The sequence below is a fragment of the Kordia periserrulae genome (assembly GCF_003054265.1).
GTDB classification, from domain to species: Bacteria; Bacteroidota; Bacteroidia; order Flavobacteriales; family Flavobacteriaceae; genus Kordia; species Kordia periserrulae.
Map to the genome: position 1 here is coordinate 219,195 of NZ_QBKT01000006.1, position 20,845 is coordinate 240,039.

Consider the following 20,845-nt stretch of genomic DNA (forward strand, 5'->3'; position numbering starts at 1 on the left):
TATCTCATGGATTTAAAAGAAATTCAAAGCTTAATTAAATTCGTAGCCAAATCTGGAGCAAGTGAAGTAAAACTTGAAATGGAAGATGTAAAAATCACTATTAAAACTGGAAGTGGCGATTATAAAGGCGAAACAACAACTGTAGTGCAACAAATTCCAATGGCTGGAATCCCTCAACAGCAAGCACAAGCACCTGCAGCACAACCTGCGGCGCCTGCAGCATCGGAAACTCCTGCACCAGCAGCAAACGACGACTCAAAATATATTACTATAAAATCACCAATTATTGGTACTTTTTACAGAAAACCATCTCCAGACAAGCCTGCATTTGTTGAGGTTGGAGCTTCTATCTCTGAAGGAAGTGTATTATGTGTGATTGAAGCAATGAAACTTTTCAACGAAATTGAATCAGAAGTTTCAGGAAAAATCGTGAAAGTCTTAGTAGATGACGCTTCACCTGTAGAATTTGATCAACCATTATTCTTAGTTGATCCATCCTAAGAAATTTTAAATACTACTTGAAGTACACCACAAAATGTACCGCTCAAAAAGTTACAGATTTTAATTTCAAAATTTAAAATTTCAAAAGATGTTTAAAAAAATATTAGTTGCCAATAGAGGTGAAATTGCTTTAAGAGTAATTAGAACCTGTAAAGAAATGGGAATCAAAACGGTTGCGGTTTATTCTACAGCCGATGTGGATAGCCTTCACGTACGTTTTGCAGACGAAGCCGTATGTATTGGTCCTGCACCAAGTACCGAATCGTACCTTAAAATGTCTAACATTATCGCAGCTGCAGAAATTACCAATGCAGATGCCATTCACCCAGGATACGGATTCTTATCTGAAAACGCCAAATTCTCAAAAATTTGCGAAGAACACAATATCAAATTTATTGGAGCCAGTGAAGAAATGATTTCTAAAATGGGAGACAAAGCTACTGCAAAAGCAACCATGAAAGAAGCTGGCGTTCCGTGTGTCCCAGGAAGTGATGGAATCATTGCCAATTTTGAAGAATGTGAAAAATTAGCTTTAGAAGTTGGATACCCTGTCATGCTAAAAGCAACTGCTGGTGGTGGTGGAAAAGGAATGCGTGCGGTATGGAAACCAGAAGATTTAAAACCTGCATGGGATTCGGCGCGACAAGAATCAAAAGCTGCGTTTGGAAATGACGATATGTACATGGAAAAACTGATTGAAGAACCAAGACACATTGAAATTCAAGTGGTTGGTGATTCTACAGGAAAAGCATGTCACTTGTCTGAGCGTGATTGTTCAGTACAACGTCGTCACCAAAAATTAACCGAAGAAGTGCCTTCGCCATTCATGACAGACGATTTGCGTCAAAAAATGGGAGAAGCTGCGGTAAAAGCTGCAGAATATATCAGCTATGAAGGTGCCGGAACGGTAGAATTCTTGGTGGATAAGCATCGAAACTTCTACTTCATGGAAATGAACACACGTATTCAGGTAGAGCATCCAATTACGGAGCAAGTAATTGATTTCGATTTGATTCGTGAGCAAATATTAGTAGCAGCAGGCGTGCCAATTTCGGGGAAAAACTATACGCCAAACTTGCATTCTATTGAATGTAGAATCAACGCGGAAGATCCATATAACAATTTTAGACCTTCTCCAGGAAGAATTACGGTATTACACGCGCCAGGCGGACACGGAGTTCGTTTAGATACGCATGTGTATGCTGGATATTCCATTCCACCAAACTACGATTCTATGATTGCGAAGTTAATCACCACAGCACAAACACGTGAAGAAGCGATTAACAAAATGAAGCGTGCGTTGGATGAATTCGTAATTGAAGGTATCAAAACCACCATTCCATTCCACAGACAATTGATGGACCATCCTGATTATGTGGCTGGAAATTACACAACAAAATTCATGGAAGACTTTGAAATGCAACCAGAAGCAGAGTAAATCTCAATTTCAAAATAGATTAAAAAAGCTCCTCATGTACTTTACATGGGGAGTTTTTTTGCGTTAACATCTAGCATAATTTTACCATTCTTTTCACACAAAAGCTTTTTTAAAAGCTTTATCTTGAAAAAGTTAATAATAACTATAATTGAATGACTTCAAGAATTACATCACTTTTCATCAACAAACAAGCGACGTTTATTTTTGTACTGTTTTTGTTTTTCTTTCCACTCAAAACACAATTTTTTAATACGCTTACTTATGTTTATGATCAAGTTTTCATGGGCGGAATCGTTACAGAAATTTATACCTATAACTTTCTGGGTGAATTGATAGGTTGTAAAGAAATTAGCAAACTAAGAACGTACGAAGAAGACGGACATTTTTTTCAAGTGATTGGTGCTTATTGGTTACGGTTAGTCGTTTCAGGACTTTTTTGGCTGATTTTATTCTTAAAAACCAGAAAAAGCAACATCTTCAAAACACAGTATTGGGTTTATGTGGTTATTTTTTGTTTCTATATAGCAAAAGAATTGGAGTATTTCGTAGTATCTTTACCTTATTTTCAGAGCGAATTTTTACTGTCATTCATTCCATTTTTTATCTTTTGCGGATTGGGAATCTACACTTTCTTTAAAATATTTGGCAAAAAAGAACGCTTACAAGTACTTTTCATTGCTTTTCCCGCGAGTGTGTTGAGTTTATTTTTATGGTATGCGTATCTTGGTCCAAAATTACTGCCAATTAGTACGTCGTAATATGCAACTAAGTTATTGGGAATATAAAACGTGGTTAAGCAATGTTGATTTTACCATTGTAGGAAGCGGTATTGTGGGATTGAATTGCGCGTTGCAACTTCGAAAGCAATATCCTACCGCTAAAATTATTGTGCTAGAAAAAGGAATCCTGCCACAAGGCGCGAGTACAAAAAATGCTGGTTTTGCTTGTTTTGGAAGCCTCTCAGAGATTTTAGACGACCTAAACACACATTCGGAGGCAGAAGTCGTAAACCTTGTCAAAAGGCGCGTAGAAGGCTTGCAATTGCTTCGAGAAACCTTAGGTGATGCAACGATTGATTATCAAGGTTTAGGAGGTTATGAATTGTTTACGGAAGAAGATACCGCACTGTACGAAGCATGTTTGGCGAAAAAAGAACACATCAATCAGTTACTGTATTCGGTTTTTGATGGAAATGTCTTTAGTGAAGTTGACAATATATTTCAGTTTGAAAACATTCAGTCGCGTTATATCTTTAATCAGTTTGAAGGGCAAATTGATACAGGAAAAATGATGCAAGCCTTATTGCAAAAAGCCGTTTCTCAGCACATTCACATTTTAAATTCCGTTTCGGTAGATGCATTCTCGGAAGCCAGAAATGCAGTGCAAATACAAACAAATCAATTTGACTTTTACACGAAAAAATTACTCATTGCCACCAACGGATTTGCGTCGCAATTACTCAACGAAAACGTACAACCCGCACGCGCACAAGTATTGATTACCAAGCCGATTGAAAATTTACACATCAAAGGCACATTTCACTTAGACAAAGGCTATTACTACTTCCGAAATATTGACAACCGTATTCTATTTGGCGGTGGACGAAATTTAGATTTTGAAGGCGAAAAAACGACAGAATTCGCAAATACCGAGTTGATTCAGCAAAAGCTGGAAGCACTTTTAAAAACCACTATTTTACCTAATACAGATTTCGAAATTGAACATCGTTGGAGTGGTATTATGGGCGTCGGTTCACAGAAAAAAGCCATTGTAAAACCACTTTCTGAAAACGTATTTTGCGGCGTTCGCTTAGGCGGAATGGGCGTTGCAATTGGAAGTTTGGTAGGAAAAGAATTAGCAGAGTTGATATGACCATAAAAGAAACGTTATACAATGCGTGTTTGGAAATTGTCAACGAGCGACAAACCAATATTCAAGAGCATTTTTCAGGCATTCAAGAAGCGATGTTGTCGGAAACCAAAAGTTCTGCGGGCGACAAACACGAAACAGGTCGCGCCATGTTGCAATTGGAGCGTGAAAAGTTGGGCAATCAATTGGCAGAAATTCAGAAAGTAAAAGAAATTCTCTTCAAAATTAATCCGCAATCAGAAGCTTCTCAAGGTTGTTTGGGAAGTGTTGTATATACATCACAAGCCAATTACTTTATCTCTGTAAGCGTCGGTGAAATTACTGTTAATCATGAAAAATTCTACGCCATCGCCACCAACACACCGATTGGGAAATTGTTACTAGGTAAAAAAGTAGGTGATGCAGTTTCGTTTCGAAATCAGGAGTTTGTGATTGAGAAGGTCATTTAATAGTTCATTTGTCATTCCTGCGTAGGCAGGAATCTAGACTTGTACTTCGCCTTTGCTCAGTACTCTTAGAATGCTTCACCTTTAGGATGTGTTAATATTTGTCAAGTTGAACAATAATGCGAAGTGGATTCCTGCCTACGCAGGAATGACAAAGTATAAAAACTCTAACAAGTCTAAAAATCTAAAGTATAAGCGTGTCTAATTATCTTATCAAAAAAAACTCCAACACCTTTTACAGCATTGGAGTTGTATATGATATTCAAAAACTATTTACTGTTTGATAAACTTCTGCGTAAATATTTTTCCTTCCGATTCTAAACGTAGAATGTAGTTTCCTGTTTGCAATCTTGATACATCAATGGAATGTTCTGTGAGTTTTAAATTCATCACGCGCTTTCCTTCCATGTTGAAAATCGTAGCAATTTTCCCTACCAAATTCACAGGACTGTTGATATTCATAATTTTCCCCACAGGATTTGGATGAATGGCAACACTTTCCAACGTTTCATCTTCAATACTTAAGGTTTGTCCTTCGGTAATGATATGATGCGTATTGATAGCAGGATTTACCAAATTATCAATCGTTCCTGATGGCCAGTAAATCACAATATTGTTAATCGTAGTTTCTGTTCCTATACCAAAATGTGCGTTTAGTGTGCTCATAAAACGGAAGCCTTCTCCACTACGCACATCGCGAATTTGTGTTCCTGCGGCAGTATGTACTTCAATTCTAGCACCAATTCCGTTAATATTACTCGCGACTCCTGTGGTGGTAATTTTCACCCAATTGTTGCTATTTGTGTTATTTGTGTATAAAGTCGTTCCCGAGATAGCGTCAATGAATCCGTCGTTGTTCATATCGCCAAAAGAACCGTTATTTCCAGCAATGACATTGTCGTACACTGTAAAGGTCATATCGCCATTTCCGAATAGAATACTTCCGTTAGAGGCAATATCTAAATTTCCGTCGTTATCAAAGTCGTAGGTAGCATTTTCAATTCCTGTATTGGTCAATGCTGGTAAAATTCCAGAAGAAGCTGTAACATCTGTAAACGTACTATTTCCGTTGTTTCGCATGAGTTTGTGTGTTCCGTTGGTAGTTGAACTTGCACCTACAAACACATCCATATCGCCATCATTATCAAAATCGCCCCAAGCAGAAGACCATGTTTGAATTGGATCTGCCAAATTCAGCGCAGAAGCTACTTCTACAAAGTTTCCACTTCCGTCATTTTCGTGCATTTCATTGATGTTGATGGTCGTAGCGCCACCACGACATTTCGCAATAAACATGTCCATATCGCGGTCGTTGTCATAATCAATCCAGATAGAACCATAATTTCCTCCACCGGCATCATCACCCAATCCACCTTGGTTGAATGTTAAGTTTCCGCTTCCGTCATTCGTATAATACACATTCGGATCGACATCATGACATACAAAAGCATCTAAATGTCCGTCATTATTCAAATCGACAAAGTTTGAACGCTGAGAGAATACATATTCTGGTCCTGAAATTTCAGTAAAAGCCGTTCCTGTAGCATTAGCTCTCATAAAGGTTACACCATTTCCACCGCCGTATAATAAATCGGTAAATCCGTTTCTATCATAATCGGCAGCAGCCAAACTCCACGAAGGTGTAAAGTCGGCAGTAGTGGTAGTAATATTTACTGGCGTTGTACTTAAACCACCTGAAGCTTGTTGGTAAAAGATGTTAATATTTGTTGAAGTTATAGAAACCACATCGTCTAAAAAGTCGCCATTCATATCTACAGCAGCTCTCTGAGTTCCACTCGTACTTACGGTTGAGGTTGTAAAACTTGCTGGTGGTGGTGGCACTAAGGTTGAAAAATTCAACGGTCCGCCCCAAATACTGGAATCCAACCCACAAATAGCGCGTACATATACTTCATAGTTTGTTGCTGGCGTTAACGACGATAAATTGATACTCGTAGTGCTTGCCGCAGTTCCGGGACCTGATGGAATTCCTGTTCCTGCAGGTTGTACAACGTATTCCCAAGCAGTTTCGCCACTATTGGCAGACCAAGAAACGGTAGCCGAGTTTTGTGTAATAGCTGATGCTACTAAACTAGAAGGCGCAATACAAAACGAGCCACAGGTTTCTACACGTACAAAATCGATAGACATATCGCCTTCAAAACCAGTTCCAGTTCCAGTATGACGAAATTCTATATAAATAACTTGTCCTAAATAGGCATCCAAATTGATCCCTACAGGAACCCAAGCTTCAGCACCGCTTGTTTGTATTTGTCCTGTTTGCGTAAATAAGGATGTAAAAGGCCCACTAATAGAAGTTTTCACACCTACTTCCAATGTTCCCATATCAGCTCCATACGCGTGAAGATAGAAGGAAAGTTCTGCGCCGTCAGTTGCAGAAGAAAGGTCTACTGCAGGACTGATCGCAGAAGCTGTTGCTGATGTTCCTCCAGAAGCTTCATAATTCATAAAACTACTACCGCTGAAAGCCGCATCAGGACCTGTTCCACCAGAGCCTGAATCGTTAGGAATCTCCCATGAACCATTTCCATTATTTAAATTCCCTGTCCAGCCAGAGACAGTATCAAATTCTTCCGTAAAAAGATACACAGAAGAACCAGAACCACACGTTACACCAACAGGCGCTTGCGGCGGACAGTTGCTTTGTGTAATAGCGCTACTGTTTACTATACAGTTCGAATCTTGGTCGTTTTGTATTGTTATGACAACATTTGTTCCGTTAGCAAAAGGACCAAATTGCACCATTCCAGTAGCAGCTAATGCTTGGTTTGTACTTCCTTGATTGTCTGAAATGGTCAAGGAGGTTGCTGAGCCTAAATCGCTTACATTTACATTTACTAAAAACCCACCGCTATTTGTACAATCGTCAACAATAGCATAGGCAGCTGTTGGGTTGGTACAGGTTGCGCAGGCTACATCAAAATCCCAAGGTGTGTAACTGTTATCAGCACAATTAATAGTTACGTCTGAGTTGATAGAAACTGTAATCGTATCTCCATTGGATTGAAAAGTGAGTCCTGCCAAGTTTCCTGCGTTACCATAACCATTGTAAAGTTCTGTGCCGTTTGTATCTAAGACAATCAATTCGTCCCACGTATTTTCTACTTGTCCCGCATTGAAGGTAACTTGTAAATCGGAACCATCAGAACTTGTAAAAACAAAGCTTGTGGTATCATTATTTGTATAACAATAGGTTGTGTTTACTGGACCAGAAGCACAGTTGACTGTAGTTTGCCCTACTGCAAAAAAGCAAGATACTAGCAAACTGAATAATAGCGTAATTTTTTTCATAAGTGTTGGTTGCGTTGTTAGTTTTTATTCACATTCTGTGGTTAAGCCATCAATCCACTGCCCAATCATTTGTACAGCTTCTTTGTGGATGATGCTTCTTCCGAGTAATGGCATTCTGAATTCTTCGGCTTCTGTATTGATTCTGTAATACATTACAGAACGTTCTTTGAGCGAAGGCGTTACAATATCAATCATTCCCGTAATTTCTGTATCAGGATCTATACAAATACCTAAGTTGTTAGGGTCGCCCGATTCGTCAAAAGCAAAACGAACAGGTCTGTAATCACAATGAGATCCTTCTTGATGACAATGCGCACAGTTGATATCGATATACGAGCGAACACGTAAGTCTATTGGTTGTGTTTCGTCGCTCCAGTTTACTACGGTGTTGATGGTATTTGGTAAGTTGTCTTCTAAATAGCCTTCGTTGATAAATTTTTGCAGTTGATTTTCAGTTCCGTCTGCATAGTCGTACATGCTGTTGAGGTTTTGCGGCTTGACTCCGATAGGAACAGACGCCGTACCGCTTTTGTGACAGGTAAAACATTCTACTTCGGACGGAATTCTGTAGTTGGTCGTTTTCATTTCGCCCGCTTCCATAAATTCTACATTGGTAAAGGAACCATCGAGACTAAATGTTGCTTCGGTTTGTTCATCGTTCCATACATAATCTGCAAAATACCAATCGTCTGCTTTTTTCAGCATTAAACGCGTTTCTATGATGCGCGTTGTGTTGCTTGGTTGGACATTATTGTAGTAAAACGTTTTAATTAAAATGGTTCCTACAGGCATGTTGATAAGTTCCATATCTGCCGCATAGGTTGCTTGCACGTCGTCAGGCATCCATATAAAACGCTTCTTTTTGGCGTAATCGGTAAAAAGTGTTGAAATGGGCTCGTATGGAATCACACCTAAGACAGGCGTTTGGTTTTTCATTTCACCTTCAAAAAAGTTGTATTCTGACAGCGTGTTGAACGGAAATGCGTCCATATCCAAATTTACAGGAGACGTTGGAATCGGAATGTAATCGTCGTCCATAGATGATGGTGGATTCATTGGATCGTTGTCGTCTTTACAAGAAAATAGGGTAGCAGAAAGTACTGCTAATACAGCAATTTTACGTAGTTTTTTGATCATATTTTAGTTTAGTTAGCCTACTAATATAGTAAAAATATCAATTGTTTTGATTGATACTTAGTGAGTTACTCACTTAATAAAACAACTGAGAAGAAATTTATCCTACCTTTTGGTTTTAATTATTTTTGGAAGTGATTGCTTTTGTAGTATTTTTTATAATTCACTATGAATTTTGTACTACAATATTGATTTTTAATAAATTGAAAATATGTTGCTTTTAAACGAAATCCAACCCAACCTCAAAACCATTTTCCAACGCTTCCAAACTCTCAAAAAACACCACAAAATTCTCATACTTCGCCAATACCAAATAATGACTGCCTTTAAAGTAACTTTTGCGCACTGTTACCTTAAATTCAGAAGTTTCGGAAACTTTGAGTTGATGCGGATATATTAAAACGGTTTCCTTTTCCGTTTCAATTTCTGGAAATAAACTTGCGGGTAATTCGTTGACTTCGCCAAACAAGGAAGCTACATATTTGTTCGGCGGATTTTTGTAAAGATTTTTAGAATCGCTTTTTGTGATGAGTGTTCCTTTTTTTAGTACAATTGTCGTGTCTGCAAATGCTAATGCGTCGGTTCGGTCGTGGGTGGCGACAATGCAAGTGATGTTTTCTTTTTTGAGATAGCTGAATAGATTTCTGCGCAACGCATTCTTTCTAAAGTTGTCGATATGACTAAACGGCTCGTCCAACAATAATACTTCAGGTTCACGTGCTAAGGCTTTGGCTAGTGCTACGCGTTGTTGTTGTCCGCCGCTGAGTAGTTTTGTTTTTACATTCGCAAACGCGGACATTTCAACCATATCCAATAGTTCGTCAATGCGTTGTTGTTTTTTTTCGGGATAGAAATTGGAAAGATGCGTTCCAATATTTTCTGAAACAGTAGTGTACGGCATCAAATCGAAATCTTGCGCCACATATTTCATCTTTTCAAACCCCGGCACTAAGTTGTGACTCGGTCCAAGGATTTGCTCATCTTGCCAAAAAATTTCGCCTTCGTCTACATCGTGCAAACCATACATCAGCTTTAACAGCGTACTTTTTCCACAGCCACTTTCGCCAATGATAGACACATGCGCGCCTTGTGGAATTTCAAAAGAGATGTCTTTTAAAATAGGTGTGTTTTCTATATACGAAAAGGAGATTCGTTGAACCTTGAGCATGGCAATTTTTTAGAAATACAAAAATACGGAGATAATCTTTGATATGCTATTTTTGGGGTAGAATCTGGATTCAGGAATGAAGAGTCAAGAGTCAGGAATCTGGATTTTAGACTTTTCTTTGGCTCGTTGGCACTCGCTATTTGTATATGTTCAAAAGAAAAACCGTCAAGCTGTATTTTCAACTTGACGGTTAGTTTTAATTTTTATTTTTTAAGATTGCCTAAAAATGAATTTCACTACTTTTTAAATTCTTCTAAAACCGCTTTGTTTGGCAATTCTTTAAAGCCCATGTTGAACAGCGTAAAGCCATAAATGTCTGCATATTGTTCAATGGTTTTTGTGATTGGAGTTCCTGCGCCATGTCCTGCATCGGTTTCAATACGAATCAACGTTGGATTGTTTCCTGCTTGTTTGGCTTGTAATTCTGCAGCAAATTTGAAACTGTGTGCTGGAACTACACGATCATCATGATCGCCTGTAGTAACCATCGTTGCTGGATATTCCACACCTTTTTTTACATTGTGTACTGGCGAATAGCCTTTTAAGTATTCAAACATTTCTTTGCTATCATCCGCAGTTCCGTAATCGTACGCCCAACCTGCGCCCGCTGTAAATTTATGATAACGTAACATGTCTAACACACCAACTGCTGGCAAAGCTACTTTCATTAAATCTGGACGTTGTGTCATGGTTGCACCTACAAGCAAACCACCATTAGAACCACCGCGAATGGCTAAGAAATCACTTGACGTATATTTTTCAGCAATTAAATATTCCGCCGCAGCGATAAAATCATCAAATACATTTTGCTTTTGCATTTTGGTTCCAGCATCGTGCCACTCTTTTCCATATTCGCCACCACCGCGAAGATTGGCTACTGCGTAAATTCCGCCTTGCTCCATCCAAACTACATTTGCAGTGCTAAATGATGGACGTAACGAAATGTTGAATCCGCCATAACCGTATAAGATGGTTGGGTTTTTCCCGTTGAGTTCAATGCCTTTTTTGTGCGTAATAATCATCGGAACTTTGGTGCCATCTTTTGACGTGTAGAATACCTGATTACTTTCGTATTCGTCTGGATTGAAATCGATGCCTGGTTTTCTGTATACTTTTGATGTACCATCTTCTGGATTGTATGCATAGGTTGTTGATGGTGTTTTGTAGTTTGAGAACGAATAATACAATACTTCATCCTCTTTTTCGCCACTAAATCCGCTTGCCGTTCCTACGCCTGGTAAGCTTACTTCGCGAACTAATTTTCCATCGTAATCATATTGCAATACTTTTGTAACTGCATCTACTATGTAGGAAGCAAAGAAATACCCTGATCCTGTAGAAATGCTCAACACATTTTTAGTTTCTGGAATGAAATCTACCCAATTTTCAGGTGCTGGATTGGACGCATCTACCGTAACAACTTTTTGATTTGGTGCATTCATATTGGTCAAGATGTAGAGTTTAGAACCTACACTTTCAATCACATACGAGTCTGTTTCTGTATTGTCTAAAATTGTAATAATATCACTTGCTGGTTTTGTCAAATCTTTCATTAACAGCTTAGTTCCTGAGGTAGAAACTCTTGGGTAAATGAACAAATAGTTGCCATCTTCCGTGACGCCTCCACCAACATAACGGTGTTTTTCCTCAGGTGTCGCACCATACACAACTTTATCCTCTTTTTGAGGTGTTCCTAATTTGTGATAGTATAATTTGTGCTGATCTGTTTTGGCAGAAAGTTCACTTCCTTTTGGTTTGTCGTAGCTAGAATAGTAGAATCCGTCGTTTCCTTTCCAAGAAATTCCAGAGAATTTAATATCTACCAAGGTATCTTCTAAAATTTCTTTAGAAGCAGCGTCCATGATGATTACTTTTCTCCAGTCACTTCCACCTTCAGAGATGGAATAGGCTATAATTTCTTTATTGTCTGAAAAGTTCAATCCGCTTCCAAGTGAAATAGTGCCATCTTTAGAAAATGTATTCGGGTCTAAAAATACTTCTGCTTCTTCATCTCCTTTTTGTCGGTAAATAACCGATTGATTTTGCAAACCATCATTTTTGTAAAAATACGTGTATTCACCTTCCTTAAATGGCGCACTGATGCGTTCGTAATTAATTAATTCTGTATAGCGTTTTTTAAGCGCATCACGATATGGAATTTGGTCTAAGTAGTTAAAGGTAGTTTTGTTTTGTTCTTTTACCCAAGCTTCCGTTTCTTTTGAGCGATCGTCTTCCAACCAACGATACGGATCCTTTACTTCAGTTTCAAAATAGGTGTCAACAACTTCTTTTTGTTGTGTTTCGGGATATGTCACTGTAATTGCGTTTTTTTCTGGTTTTTCCTCGCAAGAGAAGAATAGTACTGCGAGACAACTAATTTTTAACAATTGTTTCATTGAGTGTGGTATTTAGTTTTGTGCGAAATTAATATTAACTACACAAAAATTGGTTTCTTTCAAATTTAGGATAAAAAAAACCACTTCCGTGAATTGAAAGCGGTTTTTAACAAAATGCTAAGATTTTTTAATAAAACAGTGGTTTAAACTGCGACCAATGCTTGTAAATTAATATTCCGTTTAACGTAGCTACAACGAGTGCGCCAATCATTCCGCCAGATAAATCTAAAAAGAAGTGAAATAGTAAAATATTGACAGAAATCGGTGCTAATAAAATAAGCGCAAAAGGCACCCATTTTTTTAGAATCAATAATATTCCGACATAGACTTCCAAAGCGCCAACAATAGGTAGCATGTATCCAGAAGCATTAAGTGAGCCCATAAATTCGCCTGCTTTTGGTGGCATAGAAGGTTGTGGTAAAAAACCAGATTCCATAAAAATCATAAGGAGCTTGTTAGCACCAAATACGATAAGAATTAATCCTAGTATGAAACGGATAATTTTGGTGAAGTTGGAGTCCATAGGTGTTGAGTTTTGTGTTAGTGTACTATTAAGGTAAAAAAAGATAGTAGATTTAACAACTATTTTCGACAATTAAAAACATCATTTAGATAAAATAACTATTTATATTTCAGTTTTTTGCATAAAAAAAGCTGTCTAAAAGTGAAATCTTCAAGACAGCTAATATCGCTTTATTTCTATAAAATTATACCAATTGATGCGCTACCAAATGTTGTGCAATTTGTACCGCATTGGTTGCAGCGCCTTTGCGAAGATTATCCGATACAATCCACATGTTAAGCGAATTTGGTTGTGAGCCATCGCGGCGAATTCTTCCGACAAATACATCGTCTTTTCCCTCAGCGTAAATTGGCATCGGATATACATTGACATCAGGATTGTCTTGTACTACGACTCCTGGCGCATTGTGAAGAATTTGACGCACTTCATCCAAGTCAAAATCGTTTTCAAATTCAACATTTACACTTTCAGAATGCCCACCAACAACAGGAATTCTAATGGCAGTTGCGGTAATGGCAATAGTATTGTCATCTAATATTTTTTTGGTTTCGTTGACCAATTTTACTTCTTCTTTTGTATATCCGTTTTCTACAAACACATCACAATGCGGCAAGGCATTTCTGTGAATTGGATACGGATATGCCATTTCACCTTTTTCACCAACGTACTCATTTTCTAGTTGACGTACGGCTTTTACACCAGTTCCTGTGATGGATTGATAGGTAGAAACGACAATGCGTTTTATCTTGTATTTTCTGTGTAATGGCGCCAATGCAACCACCATTTGAATGGTAGAACAGTTGGGATTGGCGATAATTTTATCAGAAGCAGTCAATTGATTCGCGTTGATTTCTGGCACGACTAATTTTTTAGAAGCATCCATACGCCAAGCAGAAGAATTATCGATGACCGTTGTTCCGACAGCTTCAAACTTTGGCGCCCATTCCAACGATGTATTTCCGCCTGCGGAAAATAGTGCAATATCAGGTTTGGCATCAATGGCATCTTGCATGCTTACAATAGGATAGGCTTTTCCTTCATACGAAATTTCCTTTCCAATAGAACGTTCCGAAGCTACGGGAATTAACCTTGTTACAGGAAAATTTTGCTCAGCCAATACTTTTAACATTACGGTTCCCACCATTCCTGTGGCACCTACAACTGCTACTTTCATTTGTATATTTTTAGTTTTTTAAGCTACATTCAATTTAATTGTTGGTAAAATTAGGAATAAATCTTGCGTAAAAACGATAAATTTTTCCAAATATCAAAAATTTCACAAAAAGTTACATTTAACACAAAAGCCACTCTTTACGGAGTGGCTTTGTATAGTGTATTTTGATAAAAATTATTTTTTCAATAAGTCTCTGATTTGTGTCAGTAACTCTTCTTGAGTTGGTCCTTTTGGCGCTTCTGGTTTTGGCTCTTCTTTTTTGCGTGTTTTGTTGTATGCTTTTACAATCATAAACATTACAAAACCTACAATGATTAAGCTGATAATAGAGTTAATCCATTTACCATAACGAATTGCATTTTCTGGAGTAGTAATTTTTCCGTCAGCATCTGCAACGGCTTCGGTTAGTACAATTTTCATGTCTGCGAAGTCAACTCCACCAGAAAAGTGTCCCACAACTGGCATTACAATGTCTGCTACAAATCCGTTAATTACAAGACCCATAGCTCCAGCCATGATTACTGCGACAGCGAAATCGATAACATTTCCTGTCATGATAAAATCTTTAAATTCTTTTAACATAATGTGTATTGTTAGTTATTATTGAATTAAAAGTAGTGAAAATTATGGTAGTTTTCAATGAGTTGTGAAAAACTATTGTTTACATTACCGAAGAAATACACGTTTTACTCGTTGAGAGACCGCTGTTAAGATTTCATACGAAATGGAATTTATTTTTTTAGCAAACGCTTCAGCACTTTGCCCTTCGCCAAAAATAATAACTTCATCACCTTCGTTGCAACGAATGCCTGTAATGTTGACCATTAACATGTCCATACACACATTGCCCACAATAGGTGCTAATTTTCCATTAATAACGACACTTCCAACGCCGTTTCCATATTGTCGACTGATGCCATCTGCATGTCCGAGAGGAATGGTAGCAATGGTTACATAATCGTCTGCAACAAACGCACGATTGTAACCAACACTTTCCCCTTTTTCGATACGATGTATTTGTGAAATGACCGATTTTAAAGAAGCTACAGGCTGTAAATATTTGTCGTATTTAGGGTCGTTTCCAAAGCCGTATAATCCAATGCCCGTGCGAACCATATCAAAGTGTGCTTCTGGATAATTTAAAATTCCAGAAGTATTGGTCATGTGCAATATTGGTTTGTAGTTGAGTTCTTTTTGAAACTGCGCACTGATTTCTTTAAAAAGCTGTATTTGATTTTGTGTGAATTCTTTTTCGTTCAAATCCTCCGACGCTGCCAAATGTGAAAAAATAGAAACCGCTTTTATCTGCGAGAGTGTTTTTAGCTTTTTAATAACGAAGTCTGTATCGGTATGAAAAAAGCCCAAACGATTGAGTCCTGTGTTGAATTTGATGTGAACAGGATAGTCTTTTTTCCCTTGTTTTGCGGCTTCTTTAGCAAATGCCGTAAAAATACGATCGCTGTACAAACTCGGTTCTAAATTGTACGCAATTGCGTGTTTTAAGTTGCCTATTTGCGGATGCAGCACTAAAATGGGCGTAGTAATTCCGGCAGCTCTTAAATACGCACCTTCTCGAATATACGCTACGGCAAAATAATCAATCTGCAGTTCATCTTGCAAAAACTTTGCAATTTCAATAGCGTCGCTTCCGTAGCCATAAGCTTTTACAACGGCTAAAATTTTAGTTCCAGATTTAGTTTTGGATGTAAGAAACTCGAAGTTTTGTTTGAGCGCTTTAAAATTAATTTCTAAAACAGATTCTTGTATATGTAACATTATGGTAGTTTGTCTGGTTGTTGTTTTGGAATGATTTCTTCCGCATCATCAACTTCTATCTCTTTCACAGATTCTTTGAGCATTGCTTTGTAATAAGCACCGCGACTTAACGGTTCGTATTCATCAGTTTCTCCTAGCAAAACCAAATCGTCACTTTTGGACTTTCTAAAACTGTATTGTGCTAGGTTTCCTGTTCGTGTACAAACAGCGTGTACTTTGGTAACGTATTCAGCCGTTGCCATGAGTGAAGGCATCGGTCCAAACGGATTTCCTTTAAAGTCCATATCCAAACCAGCGACAATCACACGAATGCCTTTATTTGCCAAATCGTTACATACAGCAACGATACCATCGTCAAAAAATTGTGCTTCGTCAATTCCTACAACATCACAATCGTCGGCTAATAATCGTATATTGGCGGCAGCGGGAACAGGTGTGGAACGAATTTCATTTGCGTCATGAGAAACTACCATTTCCTCATCATAACGAACATCTACAGCAGGCTTGAAGATTTCTACTTTTTGTTTGGCAAATTGCGCTCTTTTGAGTCTTCGGATGAGTTCTTCGGTTTTTCCAGAGAACATTGAACCACAAATAACTTCAATCCAACCAAATTGTTCTTTATGATTTACTGTATTTTCGAGAAACATTTTGTAATTTTCAAGTCGAAAACGAATTTATACTCGTTTTTGTAAAGGTGGAACAAATTTATTAAAAAACCAAAGGTTATACAACGACATTAGTTTAAAAATTATGAAGAAAAAATTAGAAGGAGATTTGATAAGTATTGCACATAGAATCCTTAAATTAAAAGGCAAAGAAGATGTAGTTGCATTACACAAAGAAGCGAAAGAAGTTTTTGAAAAATTGTCTGTACTCTTGTTTTTTGAAGAGCAATTTAAAGACTCCGTTCCTGACTATGCAGACTCTTCTTTTTTTCAAACATTGGAAAATGTATACAATCACGATAAGGTTGAAAAAAATGCCGAAGACGATACCATTACACGTCATTTTTTGGTGAGTGAAGATCCTGAACAAGATGAATTGGTAGAGCCGTTGATGGAAACCATTAAAAATATGGTAGCTGAAATGCCAGAAGACGAACAAGAAGAAGATACCATTCTAGCGGAAGCTCAAGAAACAGAAGCACCAAAGCGTGAAACCTTAGAAGATATTTTAGCAGATGTGTTGCCACAACCAACATTTGTAAAAAGTGACGAAGTTGCTACCAAAGAAGAAAAAGCTCCGAAAGAAACCGAAACTGTTACCAAAGAAGTCACAGCACGCATTCAAGTAGAAGCAAAAGTGACAAAGACAGAAAATAAACCAAAATCGTTAAACGACCGATTGAACACAGGAATTTCCATTGGATTGAACGATCGGATTGCGTTTACCAAACACTTATTTGATGGCAATCAAGAAGATTATAACCGTGTGATTTCACAATTGAACACGATTGAAAGTGAAACGGAAGCGAAAGACTTTATCTACGACATGATTAAACCCGATTACAACAATTGGGAAGGCAAAGAAGAATACGAAACACGCTTTATGGAAATTGTAGAGCGTAAGTTTGCGTGATTTAGGAATTATTAGGTTTTAGGTGTTGGGTATTAGGTTGTTTAATTTGAAAATTATAGAAAAATCTAATAGCGAAGCAGTCTAACATCTAGCAGCGTCAGCGGTTTGAACATCAATAACTCAAATACACCCAACCTGTTTTTTCAATGGTATTTCCTTGTAATTTCAGAACATAGAAATACGTGCCAACTGGCAAACGCCCGCTACTGTTGAGCAATACCGTATTTTGATTGGCTTCTCCGTTCCAGTTGTTGGCGTAATTTCGTGTTTTGTACACAATAGTTCCCCAGCGGTTGAAAATTGTCAATTCGTTATCAGCGTAGTTTTCCAAACAGCGAATTTCCCAAAAGTCGTTGAATAAATCGTTGTTAGGCGAAAATCCACTCGGAATTTCAATACAATCTGGAAACGTTTCGGCACTAGCACTATTATTGTCTAAATTTTCATCTACAGGTGATTGATTGATAATTTCGACCACATTTACATAATCACTTCCATCAACCACGGTGACTGTCAATGTCAGTGTAGCTGAATTTCCCGCAGCGAGTGAGTCAATGGTCCATAATTGCGAACCTTCATCGTAGGTTCCAGCACTTGCAGTGTGCGAATCGTATTCGTAACCGTCGGGCAGTAATTCTTCCACAATAATATTGCTAGCATCATTCGTACTATTGTTTGTAATAGTGATGGTAAAATTGATGCTATCGCCAAAGGAAGGCATTTCAATATCCACTACTTTTTCTATGCTCAAATCGGCCGTTGGTGGAATTGGCAATACATTCAACGTAGCAAAGATGGTACTTGCGTCAATATTGGTCAGATTTGAAAAATTAGCAAATTCGTTCGTGTAGAATCCACTCGTATCCGAAGTCACCAATACCGCAAACGAGCAACTCGCCACACCATCAGGAATAACGAGATTGTTCACTCCTACAAAATCATCATCAGTGGCACCGACAAAATCTGCCGTAGCGCCATTATTTTCTACCCAAAAAGGCTCGCCCGCTAACACAATTCCCACAGGCAAATTATCTGTAAAAGAAATGCCAGATTGCGCTAGATTTCCAGGAATATTTTCAATTGTAAACGTCAATAATGATGTTTCCAACTCGGTAATTTCTTCTGGAGAAAAAGCTTTGGTCAATGTTGGCGATAATACTTGGACACTCGAAATGGAAACATTGGTACTTGGATTTGCCTCTGTATTGTTGGCAGGATCAGGTTGAATTTCAGCAATATTGGTAAATGAACCCCCAAAATTGGGCGCCGTAACAGGAATGATAATTTGTATAGTAGCATCAGGGTCAAGTAGCGGAATGATGCCTGAAACTTCATTGGTCGTTGTATCAATTGCAAAAGAAGAAATACACGTAGCATTTCCGCTAGTAACGGTACATGTAGGTGTTCCTGCAATGGTAAACGCAGGGTTTATAGCCGTAGAAAAAATAGCGTCAGTCGCTGTGGAACTTGTAATACTATTGGTAATATCAACAATCCAATTAAAATTTGAATTTACTGGAGTAGTCGCTTGCGACGGATAGGTTTGTATGATTAAATCTACACAAGAAGTTAAATAACTTGTTTCCTCCACAGTAATGGTAGAATCAGCCAAGCCAGTAATATTGGTTGATACGGTATTGGTAACAGGCACAACCAAACTTGAACATTGCGGATTCCAATTGACAACCACTTCAAATGTGATAGAACTTTCTGCAGGAAGTACCCAATTTTCGGCTTCTGTAATTTCCCAAAATACCTCGTCCATCATGGTCAATTCGACACCAATATTTGTATTCGGTGTCGGAATACACGCTGCAGTTCCTGTGGTTTCAATACAGGTTACTGATTGTAAAATTCCGGTTGCAACCGTATCTCCACCATAAAAATCGACCAATGTTAGCGGAATTTCATTTAGGTTGTTATTAGCAACTGTAATATGATAGGTAATATCGCCCCAGGGAATCGGATTGTCTTCAGAACTTCCCAATGGCAGTACTGGATCTACTTGTGTTTTGGTAACAACAATACTATCAGGCGTTACACAATCCACAGTTCCAGGAGCTTGCGGTAGCGTGATGGAATCAAAATCATTGTTGTCATCTACGTTACAATCAATATGTTGTAGCATGTTGACGGTGGTTCTATAAGGAGAATCAATTATCGAATCTGTAGGACAAATTGGTTCATTGTATGCCACCGTTGTTTCTATCACAATCACTGCTCCTGCTGGAATAAAAAAGCTATCCACTTCCCAAAAAAGAGTATCTATATCAAAATTCAAATCACTACAAGTAACGCCGCCTGTAGCACTCACGCAGTTTATAGAAACAAATTCCCAATTGATTCCTAAGTTTTGAAAAAAGAATTGAATCGTTGTGTCTAATGGTCCGTTATTAGTCAATACGGTTTGATACGTGACTTGGTCGCCGTAATTGGGAATGGTTCCAATTGCAGGAACTATTTGGTCAGTTGCAATAGTAACATCTGTACATGGACATATTGTAGAATCTAGCAAATCGGTTATTTCTATATTGGATTGGTCGGAATTGGTATTCGGTTCCGTTAAAGTAACTTCTGCAAAACTCTGAATACGAATCAATTCTGATTCAATTCCGCAGTCACCTTCTGTATATTCAAAAACTGCACGAAACGTTAAACTCGATTGCGATGGAAAGATAATTTCTTGATCGTATTGATAAATTTCCTGAATAGGTACAATTCCAATAGTAGTTCCGGGAACACCAGTAAAATTTGTGGGACACACCACGCCGTTGGTCGCTGCAATACAATTTAACGACAACAATTGTAGCGTTGCCGAACCGTTGAGAGAATTGGAAGCCAAACCTTGAAACAATCCAAAATCGTCAATTGGATACTGAATAGCACTGTTATTGGTAATGGTAAATTCAAACGTAACTTGGTCGCCCCAAGCAGAAATTCCCGTTCCCGAAGCAGGATTTACTTGTTGATACGTAACAGAAAAATCCAAAGGTGTATAGGTAACATCCATAGAAATGACGGACGTATTTCCGCTGGGAGAAGTATCGGTCGTTCCATTGGGTGGCGTTACGGTGGCTGTTGTTGAAATTCCACCAGAAAACTTTGGCGCTCTAACTCGTATTCGGATTTCTACACTGGAAGCATTTGGTAAATTTGGTAGCGAAGCGGTTACAGTATCCGTATCAGCATTGTACACAAAATTAGTAGCATCAGCCGCGCCGCCAACTGCATTTTGACTTTCAATGGACAACACAACAACACTCGGTGCTAATTGTTGAGAAAACGTAACGTTACTCACGTCGTTACCTGAGTTGCTCACGGTTGTAACATAGTAAAACTCTTGAAAAATGATGATATTGGAAATTGGTGTTCCGTTGAGGTCTGTAGCTTCAAGACTTGCAGAGATATCGGTGGTTTGAGTCCATCCGACATAATAGCAAAACAAGAAAAGGATGGTTAGGTATTTTTTTCTCATAATTATGATAAAGATGAGAAAAATCTGAAAAGGTTGCGTTGTCTTTTTAATT

Annotated in this window: 16 protein-coding genes; 6 read left to right on the plus strand and 10 right to left on the minus strand. The window is 38.1% G+C overall.

Going from position 1 to position 20,845, the window contains the following annotated elements:
- The first annotated feature begins 6 nt into the window (after positions 1–6).
- The 5 genes from accB (at position 7) to C8N46_RS13745 (ending at position 4,257) form a co-directional block, all read left to right on the plus strand.
- Positions 7–501, plus strand: coding sequence for an acetyl-CoA carboxylase biotin carboxyl carrier protein (gene accB / locus C8N46_RS13725; protein ID WP_108115476.1), 495 nt, complete (start codon positions 7–9; stop codon positions 499–501).
- Positions 502–589: 88 nt separating this feature from the next.
- Positions 590–1,939 (plus strand): acetyl-CoA carboxylase biotin carboxylase subunit, encoded by a 1,350-nt coding sequence (gene accC, locus C8N46_RS13730; protein WP_108115477.1) that lies wholly within the window; start codon positions 590–592, stop codon positions 1,937–1,939.
- A gap of 152 nt (positions 1,940–2,091) precedes the next feature.
- Positions 2,092–2,697 (plus strand): hypothetical protein, encoded by a 606-nt coding sequence (locus C8N46_RS13735; protein WP_108115478.1) that lies wholly within the window; start codon positions 2,092–2,094, stop codon positions 2,695–2,697.
- Position 2,698: 1 nt separating this feature from the next.
- Complete coding sequence (locus tag C8N46_RS13740) at positions 2,699–3,811, plus strand: NAD(P)/FAD-dependent oxidoreductase (RefSeq protein WP_108115479.1); 1,113 nt, start codon at positions 2,699–2,701, stop codon at positions 3,809–3,811.
- A complete protein-coding gene (locus tag C8N46_RS13745) occupies positions 3,808–4,257 on the plus strand; it encodes a 3-oxoacyl-ACP synthase (protein WP_108115480.1) in 450 nt (149 codons plus the stop codon). Before C8N46_RS13740 ends, C8N46_RS13745 begins: the two co-directional genes overlap by 4 nt.
- 270 nt (positions 4,258–4,527) lie before the next feature.
- Here C8N46_RS13745 and C8N46_RS13750 read toward each other — a convergent pair whose 3' ends face one another.
- From C8N46_RS13750 to C8N46_RS13790, 9 genes are all read right to left on the minus strand, one after another.
- Positions 4,528–7,566, minus strand: coding sequence for an FG-GAP-like repeat-containing protein (locus tag C8N46_RS13750; RefSeq protein WP_211314498.1), 3,039 nt, complete (start codon positions 7,564–7,566; stop codon positions 4,528–4,530).
- A gap of 24 nt (positions 7,567–7,590) precedes the next feature.
- Entirely contained in the window at positions 7,591–8,703 is a 1,113-nt protein-coding gene (locus C8N46_RS13755; RefSeq protein WP_108115481.1) for a hypothetical protein, read from the minus strand.
- A gap of 217 nt (positions 8,704–8,920) precedes the next feature.
- Complete coding sequence (locus C8N46_RS13760; protein ID WP_108115482.1) at positions 8,921–9,868, minus strand: ABC transporter ATP-binding protein; 948 nt, start codon at positions 9,866–9,868, stop codon at positions 8,921–8,923.
- A gap of 236 nt (positions 9,869–10,104) precedes the next feature.
- On the minus strand, positions 10,105–12,264 hold the full coding sequence (locus C8N46_RS13765; protein WP_108115483.1) for a prolyl oligopeptidase family serine peptidase: 2,160 nt from the start codon (positions 12,262–12,264) through the stop codon (positions 10,105–10,107).
- 127 nt (positions 12,265–12,391) lie between these two features.
- Positions 12,392–12,787: a DoxX family membrane protein gene (locus C8N46_RS13770; protein WP_108115484.1), complete on the minus strand. Its 396-nt coding sequence runs from the start codon at positions 12,785–12,787 to the stop codon at positions 12,392–12,394.
- A 184-nt stretch (positions 12,788–12,971) separates the two neighbouring features.
- Entirely contained in the window at positions 12,972–13,961 is a 990-nt protein-coding gene (locus C8N46_RS13775) for an aspartate-semialdehyde dehydrogenase (RefSeq protein WP_108115485.1), read from the minus strand.
- A gap of 174 nt (positions 13,962–14,135) precedes the next feature.
- Positions 14,136–14,543 carry a large conductance mechanosensitive channel protein MscL gene (mscL, locus tag C8N46_RS13780; RefSeq protein ID WP_108115486.1) on the minus strand — a complete coding sequence of 136 codons (408 nt, stop codon included), beginning with the start codon at positions 14,541–14,543 and terminating at the stop codon, positions 14,136–14,138.
- An 84-nt stretch (positions 14,544–14,627) separates the two neighbouring features.
- Entirely contained in the window at positions 14,628–15,737 is a 1,110-nt protein-coding gene (alr, locus tag C8N46_RS13785) for an alanine racemase (protein WP_108115487.1), read from the minus strand.
- On the minus strand, positions 15,737–16,387 hold the full coding sequence (locus tag C8N46_RS13790; protein ID WP_108115488.1) for a thymidine kinase: 651 nt from the start codon (positions 16,385–16,387) through the stop codon (positions 15,737–15,739). The genes alr and C8N46_RS13790 overlap by 1 nt, the downstream gene beginning before the upstream one ends.
- 103 nt (positions 16,388–16,490) lie before the next feature.
- Here C8N46_RS13790 and C8N46_RS13795 point away from each other — a divergent pair, with 103 nt between their 5' ends.
- Positions 16,491–17,318, plus strand: a complete 828-nt coding sequence (locus C8N46_RS13795; protein WP_108115489.1) for a hypothetical protein — start codon at positions 16,491–16,493, stop codon at positions 17,316–17,318.
- A 112-nt stretch (positions 17,319–17,430) separates the two neighbouring features.
- Here the strand turns inward: C8N46_RS13795 and C8N46_RS13800 are convergent, their stop codons facing one another.
- Positions 17,431–20,793, minus strand: a complete 3,363-nt coding sequence (locus C8N46_RS13800; RefSeq protein ID WP_108115490.1) for a T9SS type B sorting domain-containing protein — start codon at positions 20,791–20,793, stop codon at positions 17,431–17,433.
- Positions 20,794–20,845 lie beyond the last annotated feature (52 nt).

What these genes read in the sequence shown, in the direction of transcription:
- C8N46_RS13740 (WP_108115479.1), top strand. Translation starts at nt 2,699, where the DNA reads ATGCAACTAAGTTATTGGGAATATAAAACGTGGTTAAGCAATGTTGAT.
- alr (WP_108115487.1), bottom strand. Translation starts at nt 15,737, where the DNA reads ATGTTACATATACAAGAATCTGTTTTAGAAATTAATTTTAAAGCGCTC.
- C8N46_RS13770 (WP_108115484.1), bottom strand. Translation starts at nt 12,787, where the DNA reads ATGGACTCCAACTTCACCAAAATTATCCGTTTCATACTAGGATTAATT.
- C8N46_RS13800 (WP_108115490.1), bottom strand. Translation starts at nt 20,793, where the DNA reads ATGAGAAAAAAATACCTAACCATCCTTTTCTTGTTTTGCTATTATGTC.
- C8N46_RS13750 (WP_211314498.1), bottom strand. Translation starts at nt 7,566, where the DNA reads ATGAAAAAAATTACGCTATTATTCAGTTTGCTAGTATCTTGCTTTTTT.
- C8N46_RS13745 (WP_108115480.1), top strand. Translation starts at nt 3,808, where the DNA reads ATGACCATAAAAGAAACGTTATACAATGCGTGTTTGGAAATTGTCAAC.
- C8N46_RS13795 (WP_108115489.1), top strand. Translation starts at nt 16,491, where the DNA reads ATGAAGAAAAAATTAGAAGGAGATTTGATAAGTATTGCACATAGAATC.
- accB (WP_108115476.1), top strand. Translation starts at nt 7, where the DNA reads ATGGATTTAAAAGAAATTCAAAGCTTAATTAAATTCGTAGCCAAATCT.
- accC (WP_108115477.1), top strand. Translation starts at nt 590, where the DNA reads ATGTTTAAAAAAATATTAGTTGCCAATAGAGGTGAAATTGCTTTAAGA.
- C8N46_RS13765 (WP_108115483.1), bottom strand. Translation starts at nt 12,264, where the DNA reads ATGAAACAATTGTTAAAAATTAGTTGTCTCGCAGTACTATTCTTCTCT.
- C8N46_RS13790 (WP_108115488.1), bottom strand. Translation starts at nt 16,387, where the DNA reads ATGTTTCTCGAAAATACAGTAAATCATAAAGAACAATTTGGTTGGATT.
- mscL (WP_108115486.1), bottom strand. Translation starts at nt 14,543, where the DNA reads ATGTTAAAAGAATTTAAAGATTTTATCATGACAGGAAATGTTATCGAT.
- C8N46_RS13755 (WP_108115481.1), bottom strand. Translation starts at nt 8,703, where the DNA reads ATGATCAAAAAACTACGTAAAATTGCTGTATTAGCAGTACTTTCTGCT.
- C8N46_RS13775 (WP_108115485.1), bottom strand. Translation starts at nt 13,961, where the DNA reads ATGAAAGTAGCAGTTGTAGGTGCCACAGGAATGGTGGGAACCGTAATG.
- C8N46_RS13760 (WP_108115482.1), bottom strand. Translation starts at nt 9,868, where the DNA reads ATGCTCAAGGTTCAACGAATCTCCTTTTCGTATATAGAAAACACACCT.
- C8N46_RS13735 (WP_108115478.1), top strand. Translation starts at nt 2,092, where the DNA reads ATGACTTCAAGAATTACATCACTTTTCATCAACAAACAAGCGACGTTT.